Origin of the sequence: Streptomyces sp. 11x1 (genome assembly GCF_032598905.1) — a bacterium.
Taxonomy (GTDB): domain Bacteria; phylum Actinomycetota; class Actinomycetes; order Streptomycetales; family Streptomycetaceae; genus Streptomyces.
Genome location: NZ_CP122458.1, coordinates 1,241,012 through 1,261,180, shown reverse-complemented (window position 1 = coordinate 1,261,180; position 20,169 = coordinate 1,241,012). Strand labels below are relative to the sequence as shown.

The 20,169-nt window shown below is 72.2% G+C and carries 16 protein-coding genes, 1 tRNA gene and 1 pseudogene; 13 read left to right on the top strand and 5 right to left on the bottom strand.

Going from position 1 to position 20,169, the window contains the following annotated elements; genetic code table 11:
* Positions 1-106: 106 nt before the first annotated feature.
* Positions 107-1,495: a crotonyl-CoA carboxylase/reductase gene (gene ccrA / locus P8T65_RS05925; protein WP_316724322.1), complete on the top strand. Its 1,389-nt coding sequence runs from the start codon at positions 107-109 to the stop codon at positions 1,493-1,495.
* Positions 1,492-2,355: a 3-hydroxybutyryl-CoA dehydrogenase gene (locus tag P8T65_RS05920; RefSeq protein WP_316724321.1), complete on the top strand. Its 864-nt coding sequence runs from the start codon at positions 1,492-1,494 to the stop codon at positions 2,353-2,355. Before ccrA ends, P8T65_RS05920 begins: the two co-directional genes overlap by 4 nt.
* Here the strand turns inward: P8T65_RS05920 and P8T65_RS05915 are convergent.
* Positions 2,343-3,693: pseudogene (locus tag P8T65_RS05915) on the bottom strand (ABC transporter ATP-binding protein); the annotation flags it as partial. The gene P8T65_RS05920 and the pseudogene P8T65_RS05915 sit on opposite strands and share 13 nt — an antisense overlap.
* 383 nt (positions 3,694-4,076) lie before the next feature.
* Between P8T65_RS05915 and P8T65_RS05905 the strand changes: the two are divergent.
* Entirely contained in the window at positions 4,077-5,462 is a 1,386-nt protein-coding gene (locus tag P8T65_RS05905; RefSeq protein ID WP_316724318.1) for a DUF5685 family protein, read from the top strand.
* A gap of 47 nt (positions 5,463-5,509) precedes the next feature.
* Here the strand turns inward: P8T65_RS05905 and P8T65_RS05900 are convergent, their stop codons facing one another.
* Both P8T65_RS05900 and P8T65_RS05895 read right to left on the bottom strand, forming a co-directional pair.
* Positions 5,510-6,361, bottom strand: coding sequence for a YhjD/YihY/BrkB family envelope integrity protein (locus P8T65_RS05900; RefSeq protein WP_316724317.1), 852 nt, complete (start codon positions 6,359-6,361; stop codon positions 5,510-5,512).
* Positions 6,362-6,368: 7 nt separating this feature from the next.
* Positions 6,369-7,235 carry an oxygenase MpaB family protein gene (locus P8T65_RS05895; RefSeq protein ID WP_316724316.1) on the bottom strand — a complete coding sequence of 289 codons (867 nt, stop codon included), beginning with the start codon at positions 7,233-7,235 and terminating at the stop codon, positions 6,369-6,371.
* 148 nt (positions 7,236-7,383) lie between these two features.
* On the opposite strand from P8T65_RS05895, the gene P8T65_RS05890 reads away from it, so the two are divergent.
* The 3 genes from P8T65_RS05890 to P8T65_RS05880 all read left to right on the top strand — a co-directional run bounded on the left by P8T65_RS05890 (position 7,384) and on the right by P8T65_RS05880 (position 10,392).
* Positions 7,384-8,076 (top strand): class I SAM-dependent methyltransferase, encoded by a 693-nt coding sequence (locus P8T65_RS05890; protein WP_316724315.1) that lies wholly within the window; start codon positions 7,384-7,386, stop codon positions 8,074-8,076.
* 106 nt (positions 8,077-8,182) lie between these two features.
* Positions 8,183-9,280, top strand: a complete 1,098-nt coding sequence (locus tag P8T65_RS05885; protein WP_316724314.1) for a hypothetical protein — start codon at positions 8,183-8,185, stop codon at positions 9,278-9,280.
* A 2-nt stretch (positions 9,281-9,282) separates the two neighbouring features.
* The gene (locus P8T65_RS05880; protein ID WP_316724313.1) at positions 9,283-10,392 is read left to right on the top strand and encodes a hypothetical protein; all 1,110 of its coding nucleotides are present in this window, start codon (positions 9,283-9,285) and stop codon (positions 10,390-10,392) included.
* Positions 10,393-10,411: 19 nt separating this feature from the next.
* On the opposite strand, the gene P8T65_RS05875 is transcribed toward P8T65_RS05880, so the two are convergent.
* Positions 10,412-11,263: a class II glutamine amidotransferase gene (locus tag P8T65_RS05875; protein ID WP_316724312.1), complete on the bottom strand. Its 852-nt coding sequence runs from the start codon at positions 11,261-11,263 to the stop codon at positions 10,412-10,414.
* Positions 11,264-11,455: 192 nt separating this feature from the next.
* A complete protein-coding gene (locus P8T65_RS05870; protein ID WP_399098407.1) occupies positions 11,456-13,306 on the bottom strand; it encodes a helix-turn-helix domain-containing protein in 1,851 nt (616 codons plus the stop codon).
* Between the two features lie 182 nt (positions 13,307-13,488).
* Here P8T65_RS05870 and P8T65_RS05865 point away from each other — a divergent pair, with 182 nt between their 5' ends.
* The 7 genes from P8T65_RS05865 (at position 13,489) to P8T65_RS05835 (ending at position 20,135) form a co-directional block, all read left to right on the top strand.
* Positions 13,489-15,267 carry an FAD-dependent monooxygenase gene (locus tag P8T65_RS05865; protein WP_316724311.1) on the top strand — a complete coding sequence of 593 codons (1,779 nt, stop codon included), beginning with the start codon at positions 13,489-13,491 and terminating at the stop codon, positions 15,265-15,267.
* Between the two features lie 18 nt (positions 15,268-15,285).
* Positions 15,286-16,182, top strand: coding sequence for a dioxygenase (locus tag P8T65_RS05860; RefSeq protein ID WP_316724310.1), 897 nt, complete (start codon positions 15,286-15,288; stop codon positions 16,180-16,182).
* A gap of 5 nt (positions 16,183-16,187) precedes the next feature.
* Positions 16,188-17,255: a maleylacetate reductase gene (locus P8T65_RS05855; RefSeq protein WP_316731497.1), complete on the top strand. Its 1,068-nt coding sequence runs from the start codon at positions 16,188-16,190 to the stop codon at positions 17,253-17,255.
* Between the two features lie 69 nt (positions 17,256-17,324).
* The gene (locus tag P8T65_RS05850) at positions 17,325-18,236 is read left to right on the top strand and encodes a YceI family protein (protein ID WP_316731496.1); all 912 of its coding nucleotides are present in this window, start codon (positions 17,325-17,327) and stop codon (positions 18,234-18,236) included.
* 64 nt (positions 18,237-18,300) lie between these two features.
* Complete coding sequence (locus P8T65_RS05845) at positions 18,301-18,477, top strand: hypothetical protein (protein ID WP_399098404.1); 177 nt, start codon at positions 18,301-18,303, stop codon at positions 18,475-18,477.
* A 47-nt stretch (positions 18,478-18,524) separates the two neighbouring features.
* Positions 18,525-18,598, top strand: a tRNA-Pro gene (locus P8T65_RS05840).
* Between the two features lie 208 nt (positions 18,599-18,806).
* Positions 18,807-20,135, top strand: coding sequence for an ABC transporter substrate-binding protein (locus P8T65_RS05835; RefSeq protein WP_316724309.1), 1,329 nt, complete (start codon positions 18,807-18,809; stop codon positions 20,133-20,135).
* Positions 20,136-20,169: the final 34 nt, after the last annotated feature.

Here is a 20,169-nt window from a genome sequence, read left to right as displayed (position 1 = left end):
CCTCCCCCCAACCTCCCGCAGCCGGCCTCTCCGTGCTGCCGCCCCCCCCTCGGCCCGTCCGCGCCCGTCCGTGGACCGCCCAGTGACCACGATTCAGGAGCCCCCCATGGACCCCTTGACCGAAGCGGTGCTCGCCGGCGCGCCCCCCGACCGGCTGGCGAAGGAACCCCTGCCCACCGAGTACACCGCCGCCCATCTGCGCGCCGAGGACGTGAACGTGTTCGGCGACGCCGCCGACCGGGACGTACGCCGCACCCTCCGGGTCGGTCCCGTACCCATGCCCGAACTGGCCGTGGACGAAGTGCTGATCGCCGTGATGGCCAGCTCCATCAACTACAACACCGTCTGGTCGGCGACCTTCGAACCCGTACCGACCTTCACCTTCCTGCGCAGACTGGGCCGCCAGGGCGGATCCGCCGCCAGGCACGACCTGCCCCGGCACGTCGTCGGATCCGACGCCGCCGGAGTCATCGTCCGCACGGGTGCCGGGGTACGGCGCTGGCAGGTGGGCGAGCACGTCGTCGTCAGCTGCGTCCAGGTGGACGACCAGGAACCCGCCACCCACGCCGACGGCATGCTCGGTGCCGAGCAGCGCATCTGGGGTTTCGAGACGAACTTCGGCGGACTGGCCCACTACGCGGTGGTCCGGGCCAGCCAACTGCTCCCCAAGCCGGCCCACCTCACCTGGGAGGAAGCCGCCTCGACGATGCTGTGCGCCGCCACCTCCTACCGGATGCTGGTCAGCGACCGGGGCGCCCGGATCAAACAGGGCGACATCGTGCTGATCTGGGGCGCCACCGGCGGACTCGGCGCCTACGCCGTCCAGCTGGTGAAGAACGCCGGCGGCATCGCCGTGGGTGTCGTCAGCACGCAGGAGAAGAGCCGACGGGCGCGGGCGCTCGGCTGCGACGTCGTCATCAACCGCGCCGACATCGGCCTGGACGGCGATCTCGCAGACGACCCGGACGCGAGCATAGAGGCCGGCAAACGCCTCGGCAGGATCATCCGCGCCGAGACCGGCGAGGACCCGCACGTCGTGTTCGACTACATAGGCAGGGCCACGTTCGCCATCTCGGTCTTCGTCGTCCGCCGCGGCGGCACCGTGGTCACCTGCGGATCCAGCACCGGCTATCAACACCGTTTCGACAACCGGTACTTGTGGATGCACCTCAAACGGATCGTGGGCAGCCACGCCGCGAACCTCCAGGAACAGGCCGAGTGCAACCGGCTGTTCCGGCTCGGCCACCTCGTTCCGGTGCTCTCCGCCGTCCACCCGCTCGCCGAGGTGGCGGAGGCCGCCCGGCTCGTACAGACCAACCGGCACACCGGCAAGGTCGGCGTCCTGTGTCTTGCGCCCCGGCCCGGTCTCGGGGTGACCGACCAGGTCCTGCGGGACCGCGTGGGCGAGGATCGGCTGAACCTGCTGCGCGACGCCGCTCCGGCGACCCCCGCGCCCGAGCCGGTGGTCGCCGGACGAGGGGGGACCGGGCGATGAACGCCATCCAGAAGGTCGGAGTCGTGGGCTGCGGTGTCATGGGCTCGGGCATCGCGCACGTCTGCGCCCTCGCCGGAGTCGACGTCGTGGTCGCGGCATCCTCGCCCGACTCGCTCGTCAGGGGCAGGGCGCGGCTCACCGGCTCGCTCGACCGGGCGCTGGGCAAGGGCCGGATCACCGACCGGGACCACGAGAACGCCCTGGCCCGAGTGTCGTACACCAGTGACCTGGCCGAACTGGCCGACCGGCAGCTGGTCATCGAGTCGATCAGCGAGGACGAGCAGGCCAAGCGCGACCTGTTCGCCAGGCTGGACCAGGTGCTCCAGGACCCCGAGACCGTCCTCGCCTCCAACACCTCCTCCCTCTCGGTCCTCAGACTGGCCCGGGCCACCGCCGACGGCGGCCGGGTGCTGGGCGTCCACTTCTTCAACCCGGTGCCCGCCCTGCCGCTGGTCGAGCTGGTCCCCACCCTCCTCACCCGGGAGAAGACCGCGGTACGGGCCGAGGAATTCGTGACGGACACGCTCGGCAAGCGCGTCATCCGGTCCCCGGACCGCGCCGGCTTCACGGTCAACGCCCTGCTCATTCCGTACCTCCTGGCCGCGGTACGCATGGTGGAGGCGGGCCACGCGTCGGCGGAGACGGTGGACGACGCCATGACGCTGGGCTGCTCCCACCCGATGGGCCCGCTGCGGCTCGCCGACCTGATCGGGCTCGACGTGGTCACCTCCATCGCGGAGGCCCTCCACGACGAGTTCCGCGAGCCCCAGTACGCCCCGCCACCGCTCCTGCGGCGCCTGGTAGAGGCCGGCATGCTGGGCCGCAAGACGGGCAGGGGGCTCTACGACTACGCCCCTTGACCGCCCGCCCGGAGCATCTGGCTCGCGGCGAGCTCGCGATAGAGGGCACTGCCGGCCGACAATTCCTCGTGGCGTCCGGCGGCTGTGCGGCCGTCCTGGAGCACCACGATGTGGTCGGCGTGCTGCACGGTGGACAGACGGTGGGCGACGACCAGCAGGGCGCACTCCTGGGCGATGTCCTTCATGACGGTGGTGAGCGCCGATTCGTTGATCGCGTCGAGGTGGGAGGTGGGCTCGTCCAGGAGGAGCAGCGCGGGGGCGGCCAGCAACGCGCGGGCGAGGGCGACACGTTGACGTTCTCCGCCGGAGAGGGTGCCGCCGCGTTCACCGATGACGGCGGCAAGGCCCCCGGGCAGCCGCTCGACGACCTCTTCCAGCCGGGCCAGTTCGACGATGCCCTGGCGACAGGCGCCACGGGTGAGTTCGGTCGCGGGGCGCCCGTCGAAGAGCAAGGTGCCCGCATCCGGCTCGCAGAACCTCGCGGCCAGGGCGAACACCGTGCTCTTGCCGGCGCCGGACCTGCCCACCAGGGCCACGTGCCGGCGCTGTGGGACGGCGAACGCGACACCGCGCAGGACCGGCCGCTCCGGGGCGCAGCCGAAGTGGACGTCGCGCAGGGCGAGGACGGGCTGTTCGCGGGTGCCGGACGGCCCGGTCGGCCGCGGTGCGGGCGCCGGGCCCTTCGGGTTCTGGGGCGCCGTGGGCTCCACAGGGAGGCGGAGTACCTCGTCGATGCGCTGGTAGGCGCCCATCCCGCGTTGGACGAGGCCCATGGCGCGGAAGACGGAGGGCAGCGGCAGGACGAGGTAGGAGGCGTACAGCAGGAACGCGACGAGGTCACCGAGGGAGCCCGCATGACCGCCCACGCGCAGGCCGCCGACGACCAGGACGATGAGGAAGGATCCCTGGACGGCGGGTTCGACGGCGGATCATCATGGAGGCGAGCTTCGCGGTGCGCACTCCCGCGCCGTAGGCCGCGTCCACACGGGCGCCGATGCCGGCCGCTTCGCGCTCCTCCGCGCGGTGCACACGCACCATCGGCAGGGCGCCCAGGACGCGTTCCATGTCGGCGGCGACGGCGCCGACCGAGCCCTGCATGTGTTCGGACGCGTTCCTGATGCCGGTGAGCAGCGAGGCGACCGCCACGGCCGCCGCTGCCACGGTGACGGCGACCAGGAGCAGCAGCAGAGGGTCCAGCCACACCATGAGGGCGATCGCCCCGGCGGCGACCAGGCTTCCCGTCATGAGATCGACCAGGGCCTGCGAGACGACCTCCCGCAGCAAGGTGGTGTCGGCCGTCACCCGGGAGGTGAGGTCGCCGCCCCGGTGGCGGTGGTATGGGAACTTTGAATGCCCTGCGTCATCGGCGCAGTATTGCTGTGCGGCCCGGGTGTACACATGCTCGAATGAACGTTTTGGCATGCCGTCTGGCACTTGCTCACCGCACCTGCCAGGGCGTGTCCGGCGGCGGCCCCGGGTGGGGCGCCGCCGGGGCGCGCTCACGCGCTCGACAGGCTCCTCCTCACCTCCCCGCGGCCTCCCGGAAGGCATCGAGGGCTCGCCTCCTCCCGGCGTGGTTGATCTCGAACAGCCCCCTTCTCCCCTCTCTGGACATTCTTCCGAATCGACCCTCTAGGATGTCGGCCGCACATCACGTCACCTGCGGTGACGTCCGGTCCGTCCGGCGGTGGCCGGGGCGGTGGCCACGGGGGAGATCTTCGGTGTTCGGAATCATCAGGCCATGCCGTCATCGCCTGGGCGAGGGCATGCGCACCGAGTGGATGGCGCATCTGTGCGGGCTGTGCCTGGCGCTGCGCGGAGAGTACGGGCAGTTCGCGCGGGTGGCCACCAACTACGACGGTCTGATCGTCTCGGTGCTGACCGAGGCGCAGTCGGAGCGCACCGGCGACCGGCGGCGGGGCGCCGGTCCGTGCCCGCTGCGCGGGATGCGGTCGGCGGACGTGGCGCAGGGCGAGGGCGCGCGGCTGGCGGCCACGGTGTCGTTGGTGCTGGCGGCGGCGAAGATACGTGACCATGTGGCCGACGGCGACGGTCTGTTGGGGCGCCGCCCGGTGACGCTGGCGGCACGCCGCATCGCCCACGGCTGGGACCGCGCGGGCGCCGCGGGCGGCCAACGGCTCGGCTTCGACACCGCGGTCCTGCTCGGCGCGGTCGAACGCCAGTCGGAGATCGAGCGGTCGACCGGTCCCGGCGGCTCGCTGCTGGCGGTCACGGAGCCCACGGAGACGGCGACCGCCGCCGCCTTCGCGCACACCGCGGTGCTCGCCGACCGCCTGGGCAACGCCGAACCGCTGGCGGAGGCCGGCCGTCTCTTCGGTCGCCTGGCGCACCTGCTGGACGCGGTGGAGGACCTCGACGCCGACGAGGCCTCCGGCGCGTGGAACCCGATCGCCGTGACCGGTGCGGACCGCGCCGAGGTACGCCGGCTCTGCGACGACGCCGTCCACGGGATCCGACTTGCCCTGTCCGACGCCGAGTTCGTCGACGGGCGGTTGGCCCGGGCGCTTCTGGGCGACGAGTTGCAGCGTGCCGTCGACCGTGTCTTCGACCCCCGGCACCGCCACCACCGGCGCCGCCACCAGGCGCGGGGCCCGCGCATGCTGCCCTGGCTGGGAAGCCGAAGGACGACGGAGCCGCCCTCGGAGACCGCAACCGGAACCACCTGCGGCGTCGGTGCGCTCGCGGGCGCGGCCCCGGAGGGCGCTGCGATGGTGTCGGACCGGCCACGGGAAGGGGAGTGCCGGCGCTGTGGCCGCTGGCGCCGGCTGTGCGGCCGGTGCGGGCTGTGCCTCAGCTGCTGCACCTGCAACGACGACGACGGCGGCCCCGACGAGGGAGAGCCCTGGCAGTTCGGCGAGGGCAATCGCGGCGGCGGCTCGGGACAGAACGGCTCCGGGGGTGACGGCTGGTTCGGAGGCTCGGGTGGCGGCCACTCGGGCGGATCCTCCGGTGGTTCGGGCGGCTCCGGCGGCTCCGGCGGGCCGAGTGGCTCCGGCGGTTCCGGTGGTGGTTCGGGTGACGGCTGCGGCGGCGGTGGTGGCGGCTGCTGCAACCCGTGCAAGTGCTGCTGCGACTGCTGCGACTGAGCGGCCGACGAACGGGACCGGCCCCGGAGCAGCGGTTGGCCCGTCGCCTACGGAGACAGACTGTCGTGTCGACCGTGCCGACCCCGCCTCTCGTGCACATGGCGGCCCAGCAGCGCGCCGCCGAACACCACGAAGCCGACGCCGATGAGCCAGGACTGGATGATCAGAACGGTGCCGACCGCCCCGTAGGTGATCGCGTTGCTCACGATCAGCGGTGAGAACACCTGGTCCGAGAACCAGCGCAGGCCGCCCAGGCCCGCCACCGTGGCCAACGCGCCCGGGAACAGGGCGCCCCACGGCACCCGCTCACCCAGCAGGAAGTGCTGGCCCCACCAGAAGAACAGCACCCCGAACAGCAAGGCGAGGACGACGCGTACGGCCGACTGTGCGAGCCCGTCCCGCAGTACCGCCCCGCTCCGCGTCTCGGCCAACAGATATCCCAGGAGCGCGGCCAGCCACACGACGCGGCGCCACGCATGGTGCCAGGGACCGGCGGGCACCTCCCAGATCCTCTCGTAGCCGTTCTGCACACTCGCGGCGAAGCTGACGCCGAACAGCGCGACGAGCAGCCCACTGAGGAGGCTGGTCGCGCTCAGCACCTTGCGCGGTGCGGCGAACAGGTCGAGCACCACGTCGGCCGGACGCCCGGACAGGCTCATCGCGTCGATCACCCACAGGGCGAAGCTCCGCTCCTGGAAGGGCAGCGCCGCAGCCACGACGATCAACAGGGGAACCAGCGTCACCAGGCCGAACGCGGAGAAGCCCATGGCCCGGTGCAGCAGTTCCAGTTCGCTGCCGTGCCGCCAGAGCCGTCCGGCGGCCGAGTCGTGCCACCGGGACCGCAGTCGGTGGTGGTGGGGCGGCCGCGGCTCCCGCGCGGAGCCGGAGGGGTCCGTCACGTGCGCCTCACTTCCCGGCGCGCCCGGACGGGCGGGACGGGGCCATGGCCCAGCGGATGGTCCGCGTCACGGCCTGGCCGGTGGGGCGTACGGCGAGGTTCTCGACGACCGGCACGCGGGGCAGCCACAGCATGCCGCGGGCCCAGTGCGGGAGCAGTGCGACGGCGTTCACGGCCAGGGCGCCGTAGAAGGGCCGTACCACGAGGGGCAGGGGAGGCTGGAACAGCAGGAAGCGGGCGGCGGCCCAGGCCTCGGGCGTGGCCCGCAGCTCGGGCCGGTAGGCGCACAGGCGCTCGGACAGCTCGTGGCGGTCACGCGGCGGGTCGGTCACCCCGAGCGCCTCGGCGACGCGCGCGGTGTCGGCGACATAGGCGTCGTAGCCGACGGCATCCAGGGGACGGGCTCCGTAGTGTTCGTGGGCGCGCAGGAAGCTCTCCGTCTCGGCGGCGTGCACCCAGCCGAGCAGATGCGGATCGGCCGCGTGATAGGGCACCCCCTCGGCGGTGGTCCCCCGGATCCGCTCGTGGATCCCGCGGACGCGATCGACCGCCCGCTGGGCGTCCGTGGCGGTGCCGTAGGTGGTCATGGCCAGGAACGTGCTGGTGCGCTGCAGCCGGCCCCACGGGTCGCCGCGGTAGCCGGAGTGCCCGGCCACCGCCGCCATGGCGAGCGGGTGGAGGGACTGCAGCAGCAGTGCGCTCAACCCGCCGATGAACATCGAGGCGTCACCGTGAACCGTGCCGATCGGGCGGTCGGGCCCGAACCAGCGCGGCCCGGGGGTGTCGTGTATGCGAGCCCGCACCGCCGGTCCGTCGGGTCCGGCGACACGGCGGAACAGGGCCTGGCTCAGTTGGTCACGGACTACGGTCAGCACGCTCGGCCTCCCCTCTCCTACTGCCCAGTGTCCGGCATACCATCCTCAAACCGGCATAAAGGTGCATTCTGTCAACGGGGGGCGTGTGTCGAGGGGGAGCGGCTGCCGACCCATGCGACGGGGAGGGCAGGGGGCTAACGTCGCGCGCATGGTCGAACACGACGCTCCTCATCTCGATGATCTCCGCCTCGATGATCTCCGTGCCACCCGCGAGGCCTACGACGCCGCCGCCGTCACCTACGCCCAGCTGTTCCACGACTCACTGCGCGATCTCCCTCTGGACCGCGCGATGTTGGGTGTCCTCGCCGAGGTGGTCCGCGCGGCCGGGGACGGCAGGGTCGCGGACCTGGGGTGCGGGCCCGGCCATGTCACCGCTCACCTGGCCGGGTCGGGGCTGGAGGCGTTCGGGGTCGACGCCTCTCCCGCGATGATCGAGTTGGCTCGGCAGGCCCATCCCGAGCTGCGGTTCGAGGTGGGTTCGATGACCGCGTTGGACATCCGCGACGGCGAGCTCGACGGCGTACTCGCACGATGGTCCGTCATCCACACTCCGCCCAGCCAACTTCCCGTCATCCTGGGCGAGTTCCATCGGGTGCTCGCGCCCGGCGGCCATCTGCTGATCGGCTTCTCGGCGACCGACGGCCCGGCCCACCCGACGCAGGTCTTCGACCACGCCGTCGCGCCGGCCTACCGGTGGTCGCCCGATCGTCTCGCCGCGCTGCTGCGCGAGTCCGGGCTGACCGAGACGGCCCGGCTGGTGCGCGAGCCGCAGCCCACCGACCGGCGGCAGTTCAAGGAAGTCCACCTGCTCGCCCGCAAGACCCCGGCACCGCCCGCCTGACGGAGGCGGCGGGCCTCCAGCGGGGCCCGTGTTCGGCCGGATGCGGTCTGTGCACGGTGGGGCGTACCCCAGTGGTCGGTGCGACCGTCGCGTCCTGGGGGGTCTCGTGAACGGTCTCCGTGCGGTCATGGTCTGTCTCGTGCTCACGTGCGTCGCGGCGACGTCACCGGCCGTCGCGGCATCACCCGCTGTCGCCTCACCCTCGGCCTCACCCGCCGTGGCTGCGAAGCCGGCCTGGTCGGAGCTGGCGGTGCCGGCGGCGGCCCCACCGGTGGCCGTGGCCGATCTCGCCGCCCGGGGGCCCCGCGAGGCCTGGGCGACCGGCTCCGAGCAGACCGTCGACGGCCCGCGGCCCACGTTGTACCGGTGGGACGGCACGGCATGGAGCCGTGACACCACCTTCCCCGGCGCCGACGCGACGGGCCGGCTCGGCAAGGTGCGGTTCGTCGACGACGAGGTGCGGATCCTCCACGTACGCGACGGGGCGGGGGAGATCCTGTGCCGGTCGGCGGCGGGCGCGTGGAGTGCCGTACCGCTGCCGCGGGAGCTGCGCGTCCATCAGGACTCCACCGCCGTACCCGGCGCGGCGTGGGTGGTCGGGGAGGACGACACCGGCCTGAAGGCGCTGCGGTACGACGGCTCCGGCTGGACCGCGCAGCCCACCCCGGACGGTGTGCTCCACCTGATGGGGATCACCGCGCGTGCCGCCGACGACGCCTGGGCCTGGGCGGACACCACCACCGGCACCACCGTCCTGCGCCGGGACGGTACGGCCTGGCGGGACGCGAACGTGCCCCTGCCGCCGGACGGCAACGTGCGCACGGTCCTGCTCGAACCGTCGGGGCGGGTCACGATCGGCGGCACCCGGTACGCCGACGGCGTGCCCGGCACCTACCTGATGACCTTCGACGGACACTCCTGGCGCACCAGCCACCCACCGCTGGGCGACACCCACACCGCGGGCAGGGTGCGCGGCCCGGACGGCGCACTGTGGCTGCCGGTGCGCAGCGACCGCGCGTTCCGGTCGACGTACGCGCGGGTGGACGGTCGCCGCACCACCTACTCCTACGGCCCCGAGCGCACGAACGCGATCGACGTCCGACCGCGGGCCCTGGCGAAGGCCGGGACCTCGCTGCTGGCCTTCGGGACCGTCGAGATCTACGGCTCGAAACCGAACCTGATGAGCGAGCGGCTGGGAGGCTGACCATGGCACGCCGACTTCTCGTCACGGCTCTCGCCGTCACCATGGCCTTCCTGACCCTCATGACCGGGGCCGCGGCGGACACCCTGTCCTGGAGACACGTCCCGGTCCCGGCACAGGTGCGCCCGCAGGCCGGACTGAACGAGGCCGTGGCGCTCGGACCGGACCATGCGTGGGCCGTGGGCGCCGACGCCGTCGGCCGGGAGGCGCCGGGCTTCCCGCTGGTACTGCGCTGGGACGGAACCGCGTGGCAGCGCCACACGCTGTCCGGCGTCGGGTGGCAGGGAGAACTGCTCTCCGTCGCCGCCGTCTCGTCGACCGAGGCCTGGGCGGTCGGCCGCGACGCGGCGGGCGGTGCCCGTCTACTCCGTCACGACGGCACCGTCTGGCGCGAGAGCCGCGCCCCGAGCGGTGTCGCCCTGACCAGGGCCGTCGCCGGCGGCGGCGAGACCTGGCTGATCGGTTCCCGGGACGGCGCACAGGTACTGCTGCGCCGGGACGGGCGCGGCTGGCAGGACATGCCGGTACCGCCGGGATCGGTGTACGGGCTGCACATCCTGGCGGTCGACGACGTCTGGGCCGCGGGCGCCTCCGGCTCGGGCGCGGCCGTGTCGCACTGGGACGGGCGGACGTGGCGGCAGACGATCGTGGACGGCTTCCCGCGCTCGGCCGTCGGCAGTGTGCTGGCGGTCTCGCCGACGGAGGTGTGGGCGGGCGGCACCGCCGGATTCATCGGTGGCCCGGCCGGCCGCCCGATACCGCCGCTGCTGGTCCGCTTCGACGGGCGGACGTGGAACCGGGTGACCGTCCCCACCGACTTCGGCGGGATCACCTCACTCACGCCCACCAGGTCCGGTGTGCTGGGCTGGGTCGCGGTGTCCCGTTCGCAGAAGTGGGGCCCGCCGCCGAGCAGCCCGCCGCTCGTCTCGGGCCCCGACTTCCTGCACCGGGACGGTCAGGCGTTCACCGGGTACGACGAGCCGACGGTGGCGGGGGAGGGCGAGTCCTCGGTGCTGCGGCTGGCGCCGGTGCAGGGCACCGGGTCGGTGTGGTCGGTCGGCCGGGCCGCCGGACCCGAGGGCACCTTCGCGCCCCGCGTCCTGCGCTTCGGCTGAACTCCCTCACGAGACCCGGTCACACCCGAGTTCTGCCTGCCAGAGGCTGCGGGGCGAAGGAGCGCAGCAGGTCCGCACCGGGCCGGACCATGCCGTAGCTGCTCTCGGGGACCTCGTTCCAGGCACCGGGCAGATCGCCCAGGGGTTCGGAGACGATGAGGCGGGTCTCGTCGGAGACCTCGCGCAGGAAGGCCAGGTCGGGGTGGAGCGAGCGCAGCGTCTCCACGCGGGTGCTGTAGAACAGCGAGCGGGACGTCTTCTGGCTGGAGTAACGGAAGGCCCACACCGACTCGCCGTCCGTGACGGCCACCGTCATCTGCAGCGGGTACTCCACCCCGTGCTCGTGACCGACCTGTTCCACCAGACCCGCCATCCGCGCGACGGCACCCGGAGGGTCCTCCTCCAGGCCGTAGGTCAGCGCCAGCCGGAACATCAGCTCGGAGTCGGTGGACCCCTCGATGCCGGCGAAGAGCTCCGGGTCCACGGCCAGGGAGAGATCCCGCCGGACCAGATGGAAGTCGGCGATCGCCCCGTTGTGCATCCACATCCAGCGGCCGTGCCGGAACGGATGGCTGTTGCTCTGCTGCACCGCCGTACCGGTCGAGGCCCGGATGTGGGCGAAGAACAGCGGGGATTCGACATGGTCGGCGATCTCCCGCAGGTTGCGGTTGCTCCACGCCGGACCGATGTCGCGGAAGATCGCCGGGGTCCGCAGACCCGGCGAGTACCAGCCGACGCCGAACCCGTCACCGTTGGTGGTCTCCACGCCCAGTCGTGAGTGCAGACTCTGGTCGATGAGGGAGTGCGCGGGCCTGTAAAGAATGGTGTCGAGGAGGATGGGCGTTCCCGAGTAGGCGAGCCACCGGCACATCGACCAACCACCTCCTGCCGAGCGGGTAACCAGCATTCCCATGGTGGTGCGGCCGTCCGTTGATCGCCACACGACGGGACACGTGACGAACGTACGACGGGACATGCGCCGGGGCGTACGGCGGGGCACGCGCGGAACGGGTGGGCGCGGTCGGTGCCCCCGCCGGCGCATGCGGCATCGCTGCGCGCACCCTCAGCTCCGATAACCCCGCAGCTTCCGGTACAGCGTGGCGCGGGCGATGCCCAGGGCCGCCGCCGTGCGGGCCTTGTTGCCACCGTTGCGGCGCAGGGCCTCCAGGATGGCGGAGCGCTCGGCGTGCTCCATGGGGCTGAGCCGCCTGGCTGCCGGGCCCTCACGCACGTGGTCCGGCAGTTCGGCCCGGCGGACGGGCCCCGACACACGCCGTTGCTCGGCCAACGCCCGGACGACGTGGACGAGCTCGGTGACGTTGCCGGGCCACGTGTGCCGTTCCAGGGCGCGCAGGGCGTCCAGTGTCCAGGTGAGCGGAGGCTGCCCGGGCGCCGGCTTCGGGGCCAGGGCCGTCAGCAACTCCCTGATGTCCTCAGGGCGTTCACGCAACGCGGGCAGACTGACCGAGCGGGCGGCCAAGGTGTCCAGGAGTCGCTGGAGGCAGGGACCCGGGGGCGCCCCGGGCGTGTAGGTGGCCAGCAGGGGGGCGCCCGGGTGTGCTTCGAGGAGTGAGTTGAGCGTCGCGGTGTCGGGCTGCGTGAGACGCTCCACATGGCGGATGAGGAGCGCGTGCCCCTCCTTCAACACCTCGACCGCGGAGCCGAGTTCGCCCTCCGCCGCGTCGACGACCAGCGACTCGGGGGCGAGTTCGTGGGCAAGTGCCGTCTTTCCGGTGCCTCGTTCGCCCACCAGCAGCAAATGCTCCGGCGACCGGGCCAGCTCCGTGGCCCGACCGACCGCGTGCCGCCACGGCACCGAGCTTCCCGCCAGCGCCACGGCACCCCGGTCGCCCTGCCCGGCCCGCCCGCCCCGCCCGACCGGCGTGACGGCCTCGGCACGGAGCGGCTCCAGGACGGCCACCGCGCCGATGACCGCCCCACGGTGCGAGACCGGGGTGACCGTCGCGGAACACCGGACGTCCTCCGGCAGCCGGACCCGCCACGCGTCCGAGGCCGCACCGGTCCCGAACAGGGCCTCGCCCCACGCCGGTGCACCCCCAAAGGCGGGTGCCGCCCTGTCCGCCCCCTCCCGCAGCAGCGCGACCACACCCCGCTCCAGCGCCTCCAGCCCCTCCGGTGACAACAGCCGACCCGCGGCCTCGCTCACCAGCCGGTTGCGGCCGTCGAGGGCGACCACCGCCCGCCCCCGCGCGGCCCGCAGATACGCGTCCAGCAGCACTCGCTCGGCCGGCCGCGACCGCGCAAGGAGCTCCGCCTCCACGGCACCGGCGGCCGCCTCGGCGAGGGAGGCCCACGGATGCGGGGAGCACGCGGCGCACAACTCGGAGGTGACCGTCACGGTGCCCACGGTGCGCCCGGTCTCCGGCCCGAGCACGGGCACGCTGACCGCGGACATGTCCTGCCACAGATCGAGGAAGTGTTCCGGGCCGTGCACCTCGGCGCGCCGGCGGGTGCGCAGCGCCAGTGCCGCGCTGTTGTGGCCGACCACCTGCTCGGAGAGGTCCTCGTGACACGGATCGCCGGGCGCGCGCCCGGTCGCCCACAGGACGCGCAACCGCTCGTCGGTCAGCAGGAGCGCCGTTCTCCCGGTGCCCACGGCCGGGGCGAGCCGTTCGAGCACGGGCCGGGCCGCCGCCAACAGGTCCGACTCGTCCGCGAGTGCGCCGCCGAGGCCACCGCCGTCAGGCACTGCGCCGCCGCACTCATCGTCAGACCTCACGGCGCCATGCCGTACGGCGTCATGCCGTACGCCGAAGAAGCGGGCGCGCTTCCAGGCGGCGACGATCTCCTCCGGCACCCCGTCCGGCAGCCGGCGGCCTTCGAGGAACGACTCACGGGCCCTGCGCAGCGACGCCATGGCAGGGTCGACGGGGAGATGCTCTGCGGTGGTCACGACCCACTCACCGTACCCGCCATGATTGAAGGAGCAACAACCACCCCGAACACCACCCCGAGCGCACCGCACGCACCGCACGCACCGCACGCACTGTCTCGTATTGAGACACCCACGCTCCCGCACCGCCCTCCATGATCTTGAACGGTCGGTGCCTGTCCTCATTCCCTGGAGCGTCTCCCGTGCACACCGTCGAGCCGGTCGCAGAGCCGGATGTCGTGACCGACGTCCTGATCGTGGGCAGTGGCCCGGCGGGCGCCTCCGCCGCGCTCGCCCTGAGCACGTACGGCGTCCCGAACATCGTGGTCACCCGCTACGCGAGTCTCGCCGACACGCCCCGGGCCCACATCACCAATCAGCGCACCATGGAGGTGCTGCGGGACCTCGGCGTCGAGGACGAGGTCGTCGCGAAGGCCACCCCGCAGGGGCTGATGGGCGACACGACCTTCTGCACCAGCCTCGCGGGGGAGGAGCTGGGCCGGATCCGCTCCTGGGGCAACGACCCGCTCGTCCAGGCCGCGCACGAACTGGCGAGCCCCACCCGGATGTGCGACATGCCGCAGCACCTGATGGAGCCCGTCCTCGTCGACGCGGCCGTCGCGCGCGGCACGAACCTGCGCTTCAGCACGGTCTACAAGTCCTTCGTCCAGGACGACGACGGCGTCACGGTCACCGTCGAGGACCGGCTGCGCGGCGACGAGTACACCATCCGCGCCAAGTACCTGATCGGCGCCGACGGCGGCCGCTCCCAGGTCGCCGAGGACGCCGGGCTGCCGATGGGCGGTCAGATGGGTGTGGCCGGCAGCATCAACATCGTCTTCGACATGGACCTGTCGAAGTACACCGCGCACCGCCCGTCCACCCTCTACTGGGTACTGGCCCCCGGCGCCACCGTCGGCGGCATCGGCGCGGGCCTGGTGCGGTGCGTGCGCCCCTGGAACGAGTGGCTGATCGTCTGGGGCTACGACGTCACCGCGGGCGCCCCCGACCTGACCACCGAGTACGCCGAGTCGATCGTCCGCAGGCTGGTCGGCGACGACGAGATCCCGGTGACCGTGAAGTCGTCGTCAGCCTGGACCGTCAACGAGATGTACGCCGAGACCTACTCCCATGGGAGGGTCTTCTGCGCCGGCGACGCCACCCACCGCCACCCGCCGTCCAACGGCCTCGGCTCCAACACCTCCATCCAGGACTCCTACAACCTGGCCTGGAAGCTCAAGCTCGTCCTCGACGGCACCGCGTCCCCCACGCTGCTCGACACCTACACCGCCGAACGCGCCCCGATCGGCCGGCAGATCGTCACCCGCGCCAACAAGTCCATCGGCGAGACCGCCCCCGTCTTCGAGGCCCTCGACGGGCTCTCCCCGCAGACCCCCGACCAGTTGTGGGCCAACATCGCCGCCCGCAAGGATGACACCGAGGCGGCCGAGAAGCAGCGGGCGCGGCTCCGGGAGGCGATCGCGTTCAAGGTGTACGAGTTCAACGCGCACGGCGTCGACCTCAACCAGCGGTACTCCGCCGAGAGTTCCACGGCGGTCGTCCCCGACGGCACGCCGGACCCCGGCTTCGCCCGCGACCCCGAGCTGTACCACCAGCCGACCTCCCGCCCCGGAGCCAAGCTCCCGCACGCCTGGATCACCTCCGGCACCCGCACCCTCTCCACCCTCGACACCGTCGGCCGCGGCCGCTTCACCCTGCTCACCGGCATCGGCGGCACCCACTGGCTCCGGGCCGCGGAGGACCAGGACCTGGAGATCGCCACCGTCGTCATCGGCCCCGGCCAGGAGTACGAGGACCCGTACGGCGACTGGGCCCGGCTCAGGGAGGTAGCCGACGGGGGAGCGCTCCTCGTACGGCCGGACGGTTACGTCGCCTTCCGCCACGCGACGCCGACCGCGACCCCGGAGGACGCCGAACGGCTGTTGACCGGGGCGGTGCGGCGCATTCTCGGGCACGGCTGACCGGGGGATCCTTCAGACATGACCACCGAATTCACCACCCGCGTCACGGAGGCCGTCGTCGCCAGCCTCGACGGCACTGCCGATCCGCGCCTGCGCGAGCTGCTGACCGCCCTCACCCGGCACCTGCACGCCTTCGTCCGCGAGACCGAACCCACGACGGCGGAGTGGGAGCGGGCGATCGCCTTCCTCACGGCGACCGGGCAGGCCTGCACGGACACCCGGCAGGAGTTCGTCCTCCTGTCGGACGTCCTCGGCGTCTCGATGCTCGTCGAGACGATCAACAGCGACGAGCGCGGCGGCGCGACGGAGTCGACGGTCCTAGGCCCCTTCCACATGACCGAGTCCCCGGTCCGGGAACTCGGCACCGACATCGACCTGGTCGGCGGCGGCGAACCGTGCGTGATCAGCGGCCGCGTGCTGTCCGGCGACGGCACCCCGCTGCCCGGCGCGACCCTCGACGTCTGGCAGGCGAACGCCGAGGGCTACTACGACGTCCAGCAGCCCGACGTCCAGCCGGCGGGCAACGGCCGCGGACTGTTCACGGCGGACGACGAGGGCCGCTTCTGGTTCCGCACCTGTGTGCCGAGCCCGTATCCCATCCCCACGGACGGCCCGGTCGGCGACCTCCTCCGGGCGACGGCCCGGCCCTCCTACCGCCCGGCGCACATCCACTTCATCGCCTCGGCCGAGGGACACACCCCCGTCACCACACACATCTTCGTGGCCGGCAGCGAGCATCTCGACACCGACGCGGTCTTCGCGGTCAAGGAGAGCCTCGTCCAGGACTTCAAGGAGACCGACGACCCGTCATTGGCACGGCGGTTCGACATCCCGAACCCGTTCCGCCACGCACGCTTCGACCTCGTGCTCAACACGTCGGACGCACCGGCCGAACGCCACCCGGAGCGCTCGTGACGGCGATGGACTTCGTGTACGAGGCCCAGCCGGTCCGGGTCGTGATGCGCCCCGGCGCATCGGTGACGGCGGTACCGGGGGAGGCCGAACGGCTCGGTCTGCGCGCCCTGTTGGTGGTCTGCGGCCCGAGGGGCGCCGAGACCGCGGGGGCTGTCGCGCGGGCGCTCGGCGACGCGTGCGCCGGGGTGTTCGCGCGGGCTCGCCAGCACGTACCCGTGGAGGTGGCCGACGAGGCGGTCCGGGCGGCGCGGGACGCGGGCGCGGACGGCCTCGTGGCGGTCGGCGGCGGCTCGGCGATCGGACTGGGCAAGGCGATCGCGCTGCGCACCGAACTCCCGCTGATCGCCGTACCGTCGACGTACTCCGGCTCGGAGATGACCCCGGTCTGGGGCCTGACCGAGCACGGCGCCAAACGCACCGGCCGTGCCCCGTCGGTCCTGCCGCGCAGCGTCGTCTACGACCCCGAACTCACCCTCACCCTCCCGGTACCCCTCTCCGTGACCAGCGGCATCAACGCCCTCGCCCACGCTGCCGAAGCCCTGTACGCGCCGGACGCCTCGCCGCTGGTGTCGCTGACGGCGGAGGAGGGCGCCCGGGCCATGGCGGGCGCGCTCCCCGGCGTGGCGTCCGACCCCGGGGACCTGGAGGCGCGCGGCCGCGCCCTCTACGGCGCCTGGCTCTGCGGCACCGCGTTGGGCTCGACCACGATGGGCCTGCACCACAAGCTGTGCCACGTCCTCGGCGGCACCTTCGGCCTCCCGCACGCCGAGACCCACACGGTCGTCCTCCCGTACGTCCTCGCCCACAACGCCCCGGCAGCCCCCGAAGCCATGACGGCCCTCGCCCGGGCGCTGTCCACCGACAACGCCGCCGAAGCCCTCTGGGACCTCGCCGGCAGCCTCGGAGCCCCCCGCTCGCTCGCTGAACTCGGTCTCGAACAGGCTGACTTGGCGACGGCCGCGGCCCAGGTGACGAGCCAGGCGTACCCCAACCCACGCCGGACCTCCACGGCGGAAGCCCTGGAAATCCTGAGAGCGGCGTACACCGGCGACCGCCCTCAGACATGGTCCTGACCACGCCCCGCCCAGCGCCCGACGCACGCACGACTGACGGCCGACGACGAGACTCGAAAGGTGAACACCATGCCCCTCGGACTGCTCCGGCGGCGACGCGGAAATGCCCCCGGGGGCGCCGCGGGCGCCCCGTTCCCGGTGCCGGACGGCGCGGGTGTCGTCCTTCGTGAGGTGCTGGACCCAGTGAACCAGCCCATGGCCGCGGCGGACGTGACAGTGACGGAACTGCGCAGCCACCGCGTGGCGGCACGCGGCGCGACCGACCCGTACGGCTTCTTCACGGCCGTTCTGCCGCCGGGCACCTACAGCGTGCTGATCATGGCCGAGGGGCTGGAACCGCACCGGGAGACGGTCGAGGTCAGCGCGGACACCGGTGTCTCCCGGGAACGGGTGTGGCTCCAGTCGGCCCGCGCGCTCGAACTCCCGCCGCCCGGCACCTGGCTCTTCGACCCTCCGCACACCGCGATCCGCTTCATCGCCAAGCACGTCGGCATGGCCCATGTGCACGGCCGCTTCGAGCGCTTCGACGGCGGCCTCGTGGTCGACCAGGACATGACGCGGTCACGCGTCCACGTCCGCATCGACGCGTCCAGCGTCAACACCGGCAACAACACCCGTGACACGCACCTGCGTTCAGCGGACTTCCTCGACGTCGAACGCTTCCCGTACATCGACTTCACCAGCACCCGCTTCGCCTACCGCGGCGGCAGCAAGTGGACCCTCCAGGGCAGCCTCACCATGCACGGCGTCAGCCGCTCCGTCGCCCTCGACACCACCTACCTCGGCACCGTCAACGGCGGCTACGGCGAGGAACTCCGCTGCGCCGCCCTCGCCAAGTCCGAACTCCACCGCGAGGACTACACCCTGAACTGGCGCTCCATGCTCGCCCGAGGCATAGCCGTCGTGGGCCCCACCATCCAACTCGAACTGGACGTCCAGGCGATGTACCGCACCCACGACACACCTACGCCGCCGGAGTAGGGCGACCTGGGGCGTGGTCGTCCGGCGTTCACTCGGTGGTCGCTCGTATGTCTGAGAGCGGCGGGTGCAGGGTGGGACCACGCTCTTCGCCCACCGGTACGCCGCCGGCAGCGGCTTCCGCAATCCGTCCGTGTACTGCGCCGACCTGGCCGCGCTGATCCTGCACATCCGGGACCGGGTCCGAGCCGATCTCACCGGGACGACACGGGGGCTGCCCGAACTCGGCGTCAGGGGTACGTAGGGTAGGGTTTACCTGCGCGTTCACACGGAACACCGTGCCGAGCGCGACGGGACGTGGCGCAGCTTGGTAGCGCACTTGACTGGGGGTCAAGGGGTCGCAGGTTCAAATCCTGTCGTCCCGACTTGTGAAGCAGCAGGTCAGAGGTCATTTCCGATGGATCGGAGGTGGCCTCTTCGCCGTTTCCGGGGACCGAAGCTGATGGACCGAAGCTGATTTCTTGCGGCATATGTGCTTGATATTCCCTTATGTCCTCTTTAGTGTTCGCCCGGGAGGGAGACGTTGCGAGGTTCCAGTCCCGTGCCACAGTCCGGAAGCGAGGTGTGGAGCGCGTGCACGCGAGGTACGGCTGTCGGCCCGTTCCGGGGCGGAAGGGCCGCAAGGGCCCCGAGGGATGCCGCGGACGGACGCGATGGCTGCGGGCGTTCGCCGTACTGCCGTTGCTGGCGTCGGTGCTCGCCGCCTGCGGCGGTGACGAGAGCTCCGGCAGGCCCACCCTCGACTGGTACAACTTCCCGGACGACTCCGGTGCGCTCCAGAAGGCGGCCGACCGGTGCAGCCAGGCGTCGGGCGGCCGCTACAGGATCAGCTACCACAAGCTCCCGCGTGCCGCGGACGGCCAGCGCCAGCAGCTCGTCCGCAGACTCGCCGCCGAGGACGACTCGCTCGACATCCTGGGCCTGGACGTCACCTGGGCCGCGGAGTTCGCCGAGGCACGCTGGATCCGGGAGTGGACGGGGGCGGCGAAGCGGCAGGCCGTGGAGGGCACCCTGCGCGTACCGCTGCAGACCTCGACGTGGAAGGGCAAGCTGTACGCGGTCCCGTACAACACCAACACCCAACTCCTGTGGTATCGCAAGGATCTGGTGCCCACCCCACCCAGGACCTGGGCCGAGATGCTCGACATGGCCGAGGTCCTCGCCAGGCAGGGCCAACCGCACTTCGTGGAGATCCAGGGCGCCCAGTACGAGGGGCTGACCGTCTGGTTCAACACCCTGATCAACAGTGCGGGCGGCTCCATCCTCAACGCGAGCGCGACCGAGCCCTCGCTCGGTCCTCCCGCCGTGCGTGCCGCCGGGATCATGCGCGATCTGGCGAAGTCCCCGGCTGCGGACCCATCCCTGCCCAACCAGATGGAGGACCAGAACCGCCTCGCCATGGAGTCGGGGACGGCCGCGTTCGAGCTCAACTACCCGTTCGTCTATCCGTCGATGAAGGCGAACAACCCCGAGCTGTTCAAGAACTTCCGCTGGGCGCCGTACCCCCGGGTCGACGCCGGCCGCCCGGCCCGGCCCACCATCGGCGGCATCGACCTGGCCGTGAGCGCCTACTCGCGCCACCCCGACCTGGCCTTCGAGGCGGCGCTGTGCCTGCGCAACCGGGAGAACCAGCTCGCCGCCGCGCTCGAGGGCGGTCTGCCGCCCACCTTGCGAGCCCTGTACGACGAGCCCGCGTTCATGAAGGAGTACCCCTTCTCCAAGGACGTGCTGGCCGCGCTGGAGTCGGCGAGCGTGCGCCCGATCACTCCGGTCTACCAGAACGTGTCGATCGCGGTCTCCCACACCCTGTCGCCGCCGTCCGGGATCGAACCGGAGAGCTCCGTCGACACCATCGGGGAGCAGATCGACGATGCCCTGCGATCCGAGGGTGTGATCCCGTGAACCACTGCCCACCGCACCACTCCGCCGGCCCGCG

Excerpts from the sequence above, each read along its gene's own strand:
- ccrA (WP_316724322.1), top strand. The coding sequence starts at position 107 with ATGGACCCCTTGACCGAAGCGGTGCTCGCCGGCGCGCCCCCCGACCGG.
- P8T65_RS05920 (WP_316724321.1), top strand. The coding sequence starts at position 1,492 with ATGAACGCCATCCAGAAGGTCGGAGTCGTGGGCTGCGGTGTCATGGGC.
- P8T65_RS05890 (WP_316724315.1), top strand. The coding sequence starts at position 7,384 with ATGGTCGAACACGACGCTCCTCATCTCGATGATCTCCGCCTCGATGAT.
- P8T65_RS05880 (WP_316724313.1), top strand. The coding sequence starts at position 9,283 with ATGGCACGCCGACTTCTCGTCACGGCTCTCGCCGTCACCATGGCCTTC.
- P8T65_RS05875 (WP_316724312.1), bottom strand. The coding sequence starts at position 11,263 with ATGTGCCGGTGGCTCGCCTACTCGGGAACGCCCATCCTCCTCGACACC.
- P8T65_RS05860 (WP_316724310.1), top strand. The coding sequence starts at position 15,286 with ATGACCACCGAATTCACCACCCGCGTCACGGAGGCCGTCGTCGCCAGC.
- P8T65_RS05855 (WP_316731497.1), top strand. The coding sequence starts at position 16,188 with ATGGACTTCGTGTACGAGGCCCAGCCGGTCCGGGTCGTGATGCGCCCC.
- P8T65_RS05850 (WP_316731496.1), top strand. The coding sequence starts at position 17,325 with ATGCCCCTCGGACTGCTCCGGCGGCGACGCGGAAATGCCCCCGGGGGC.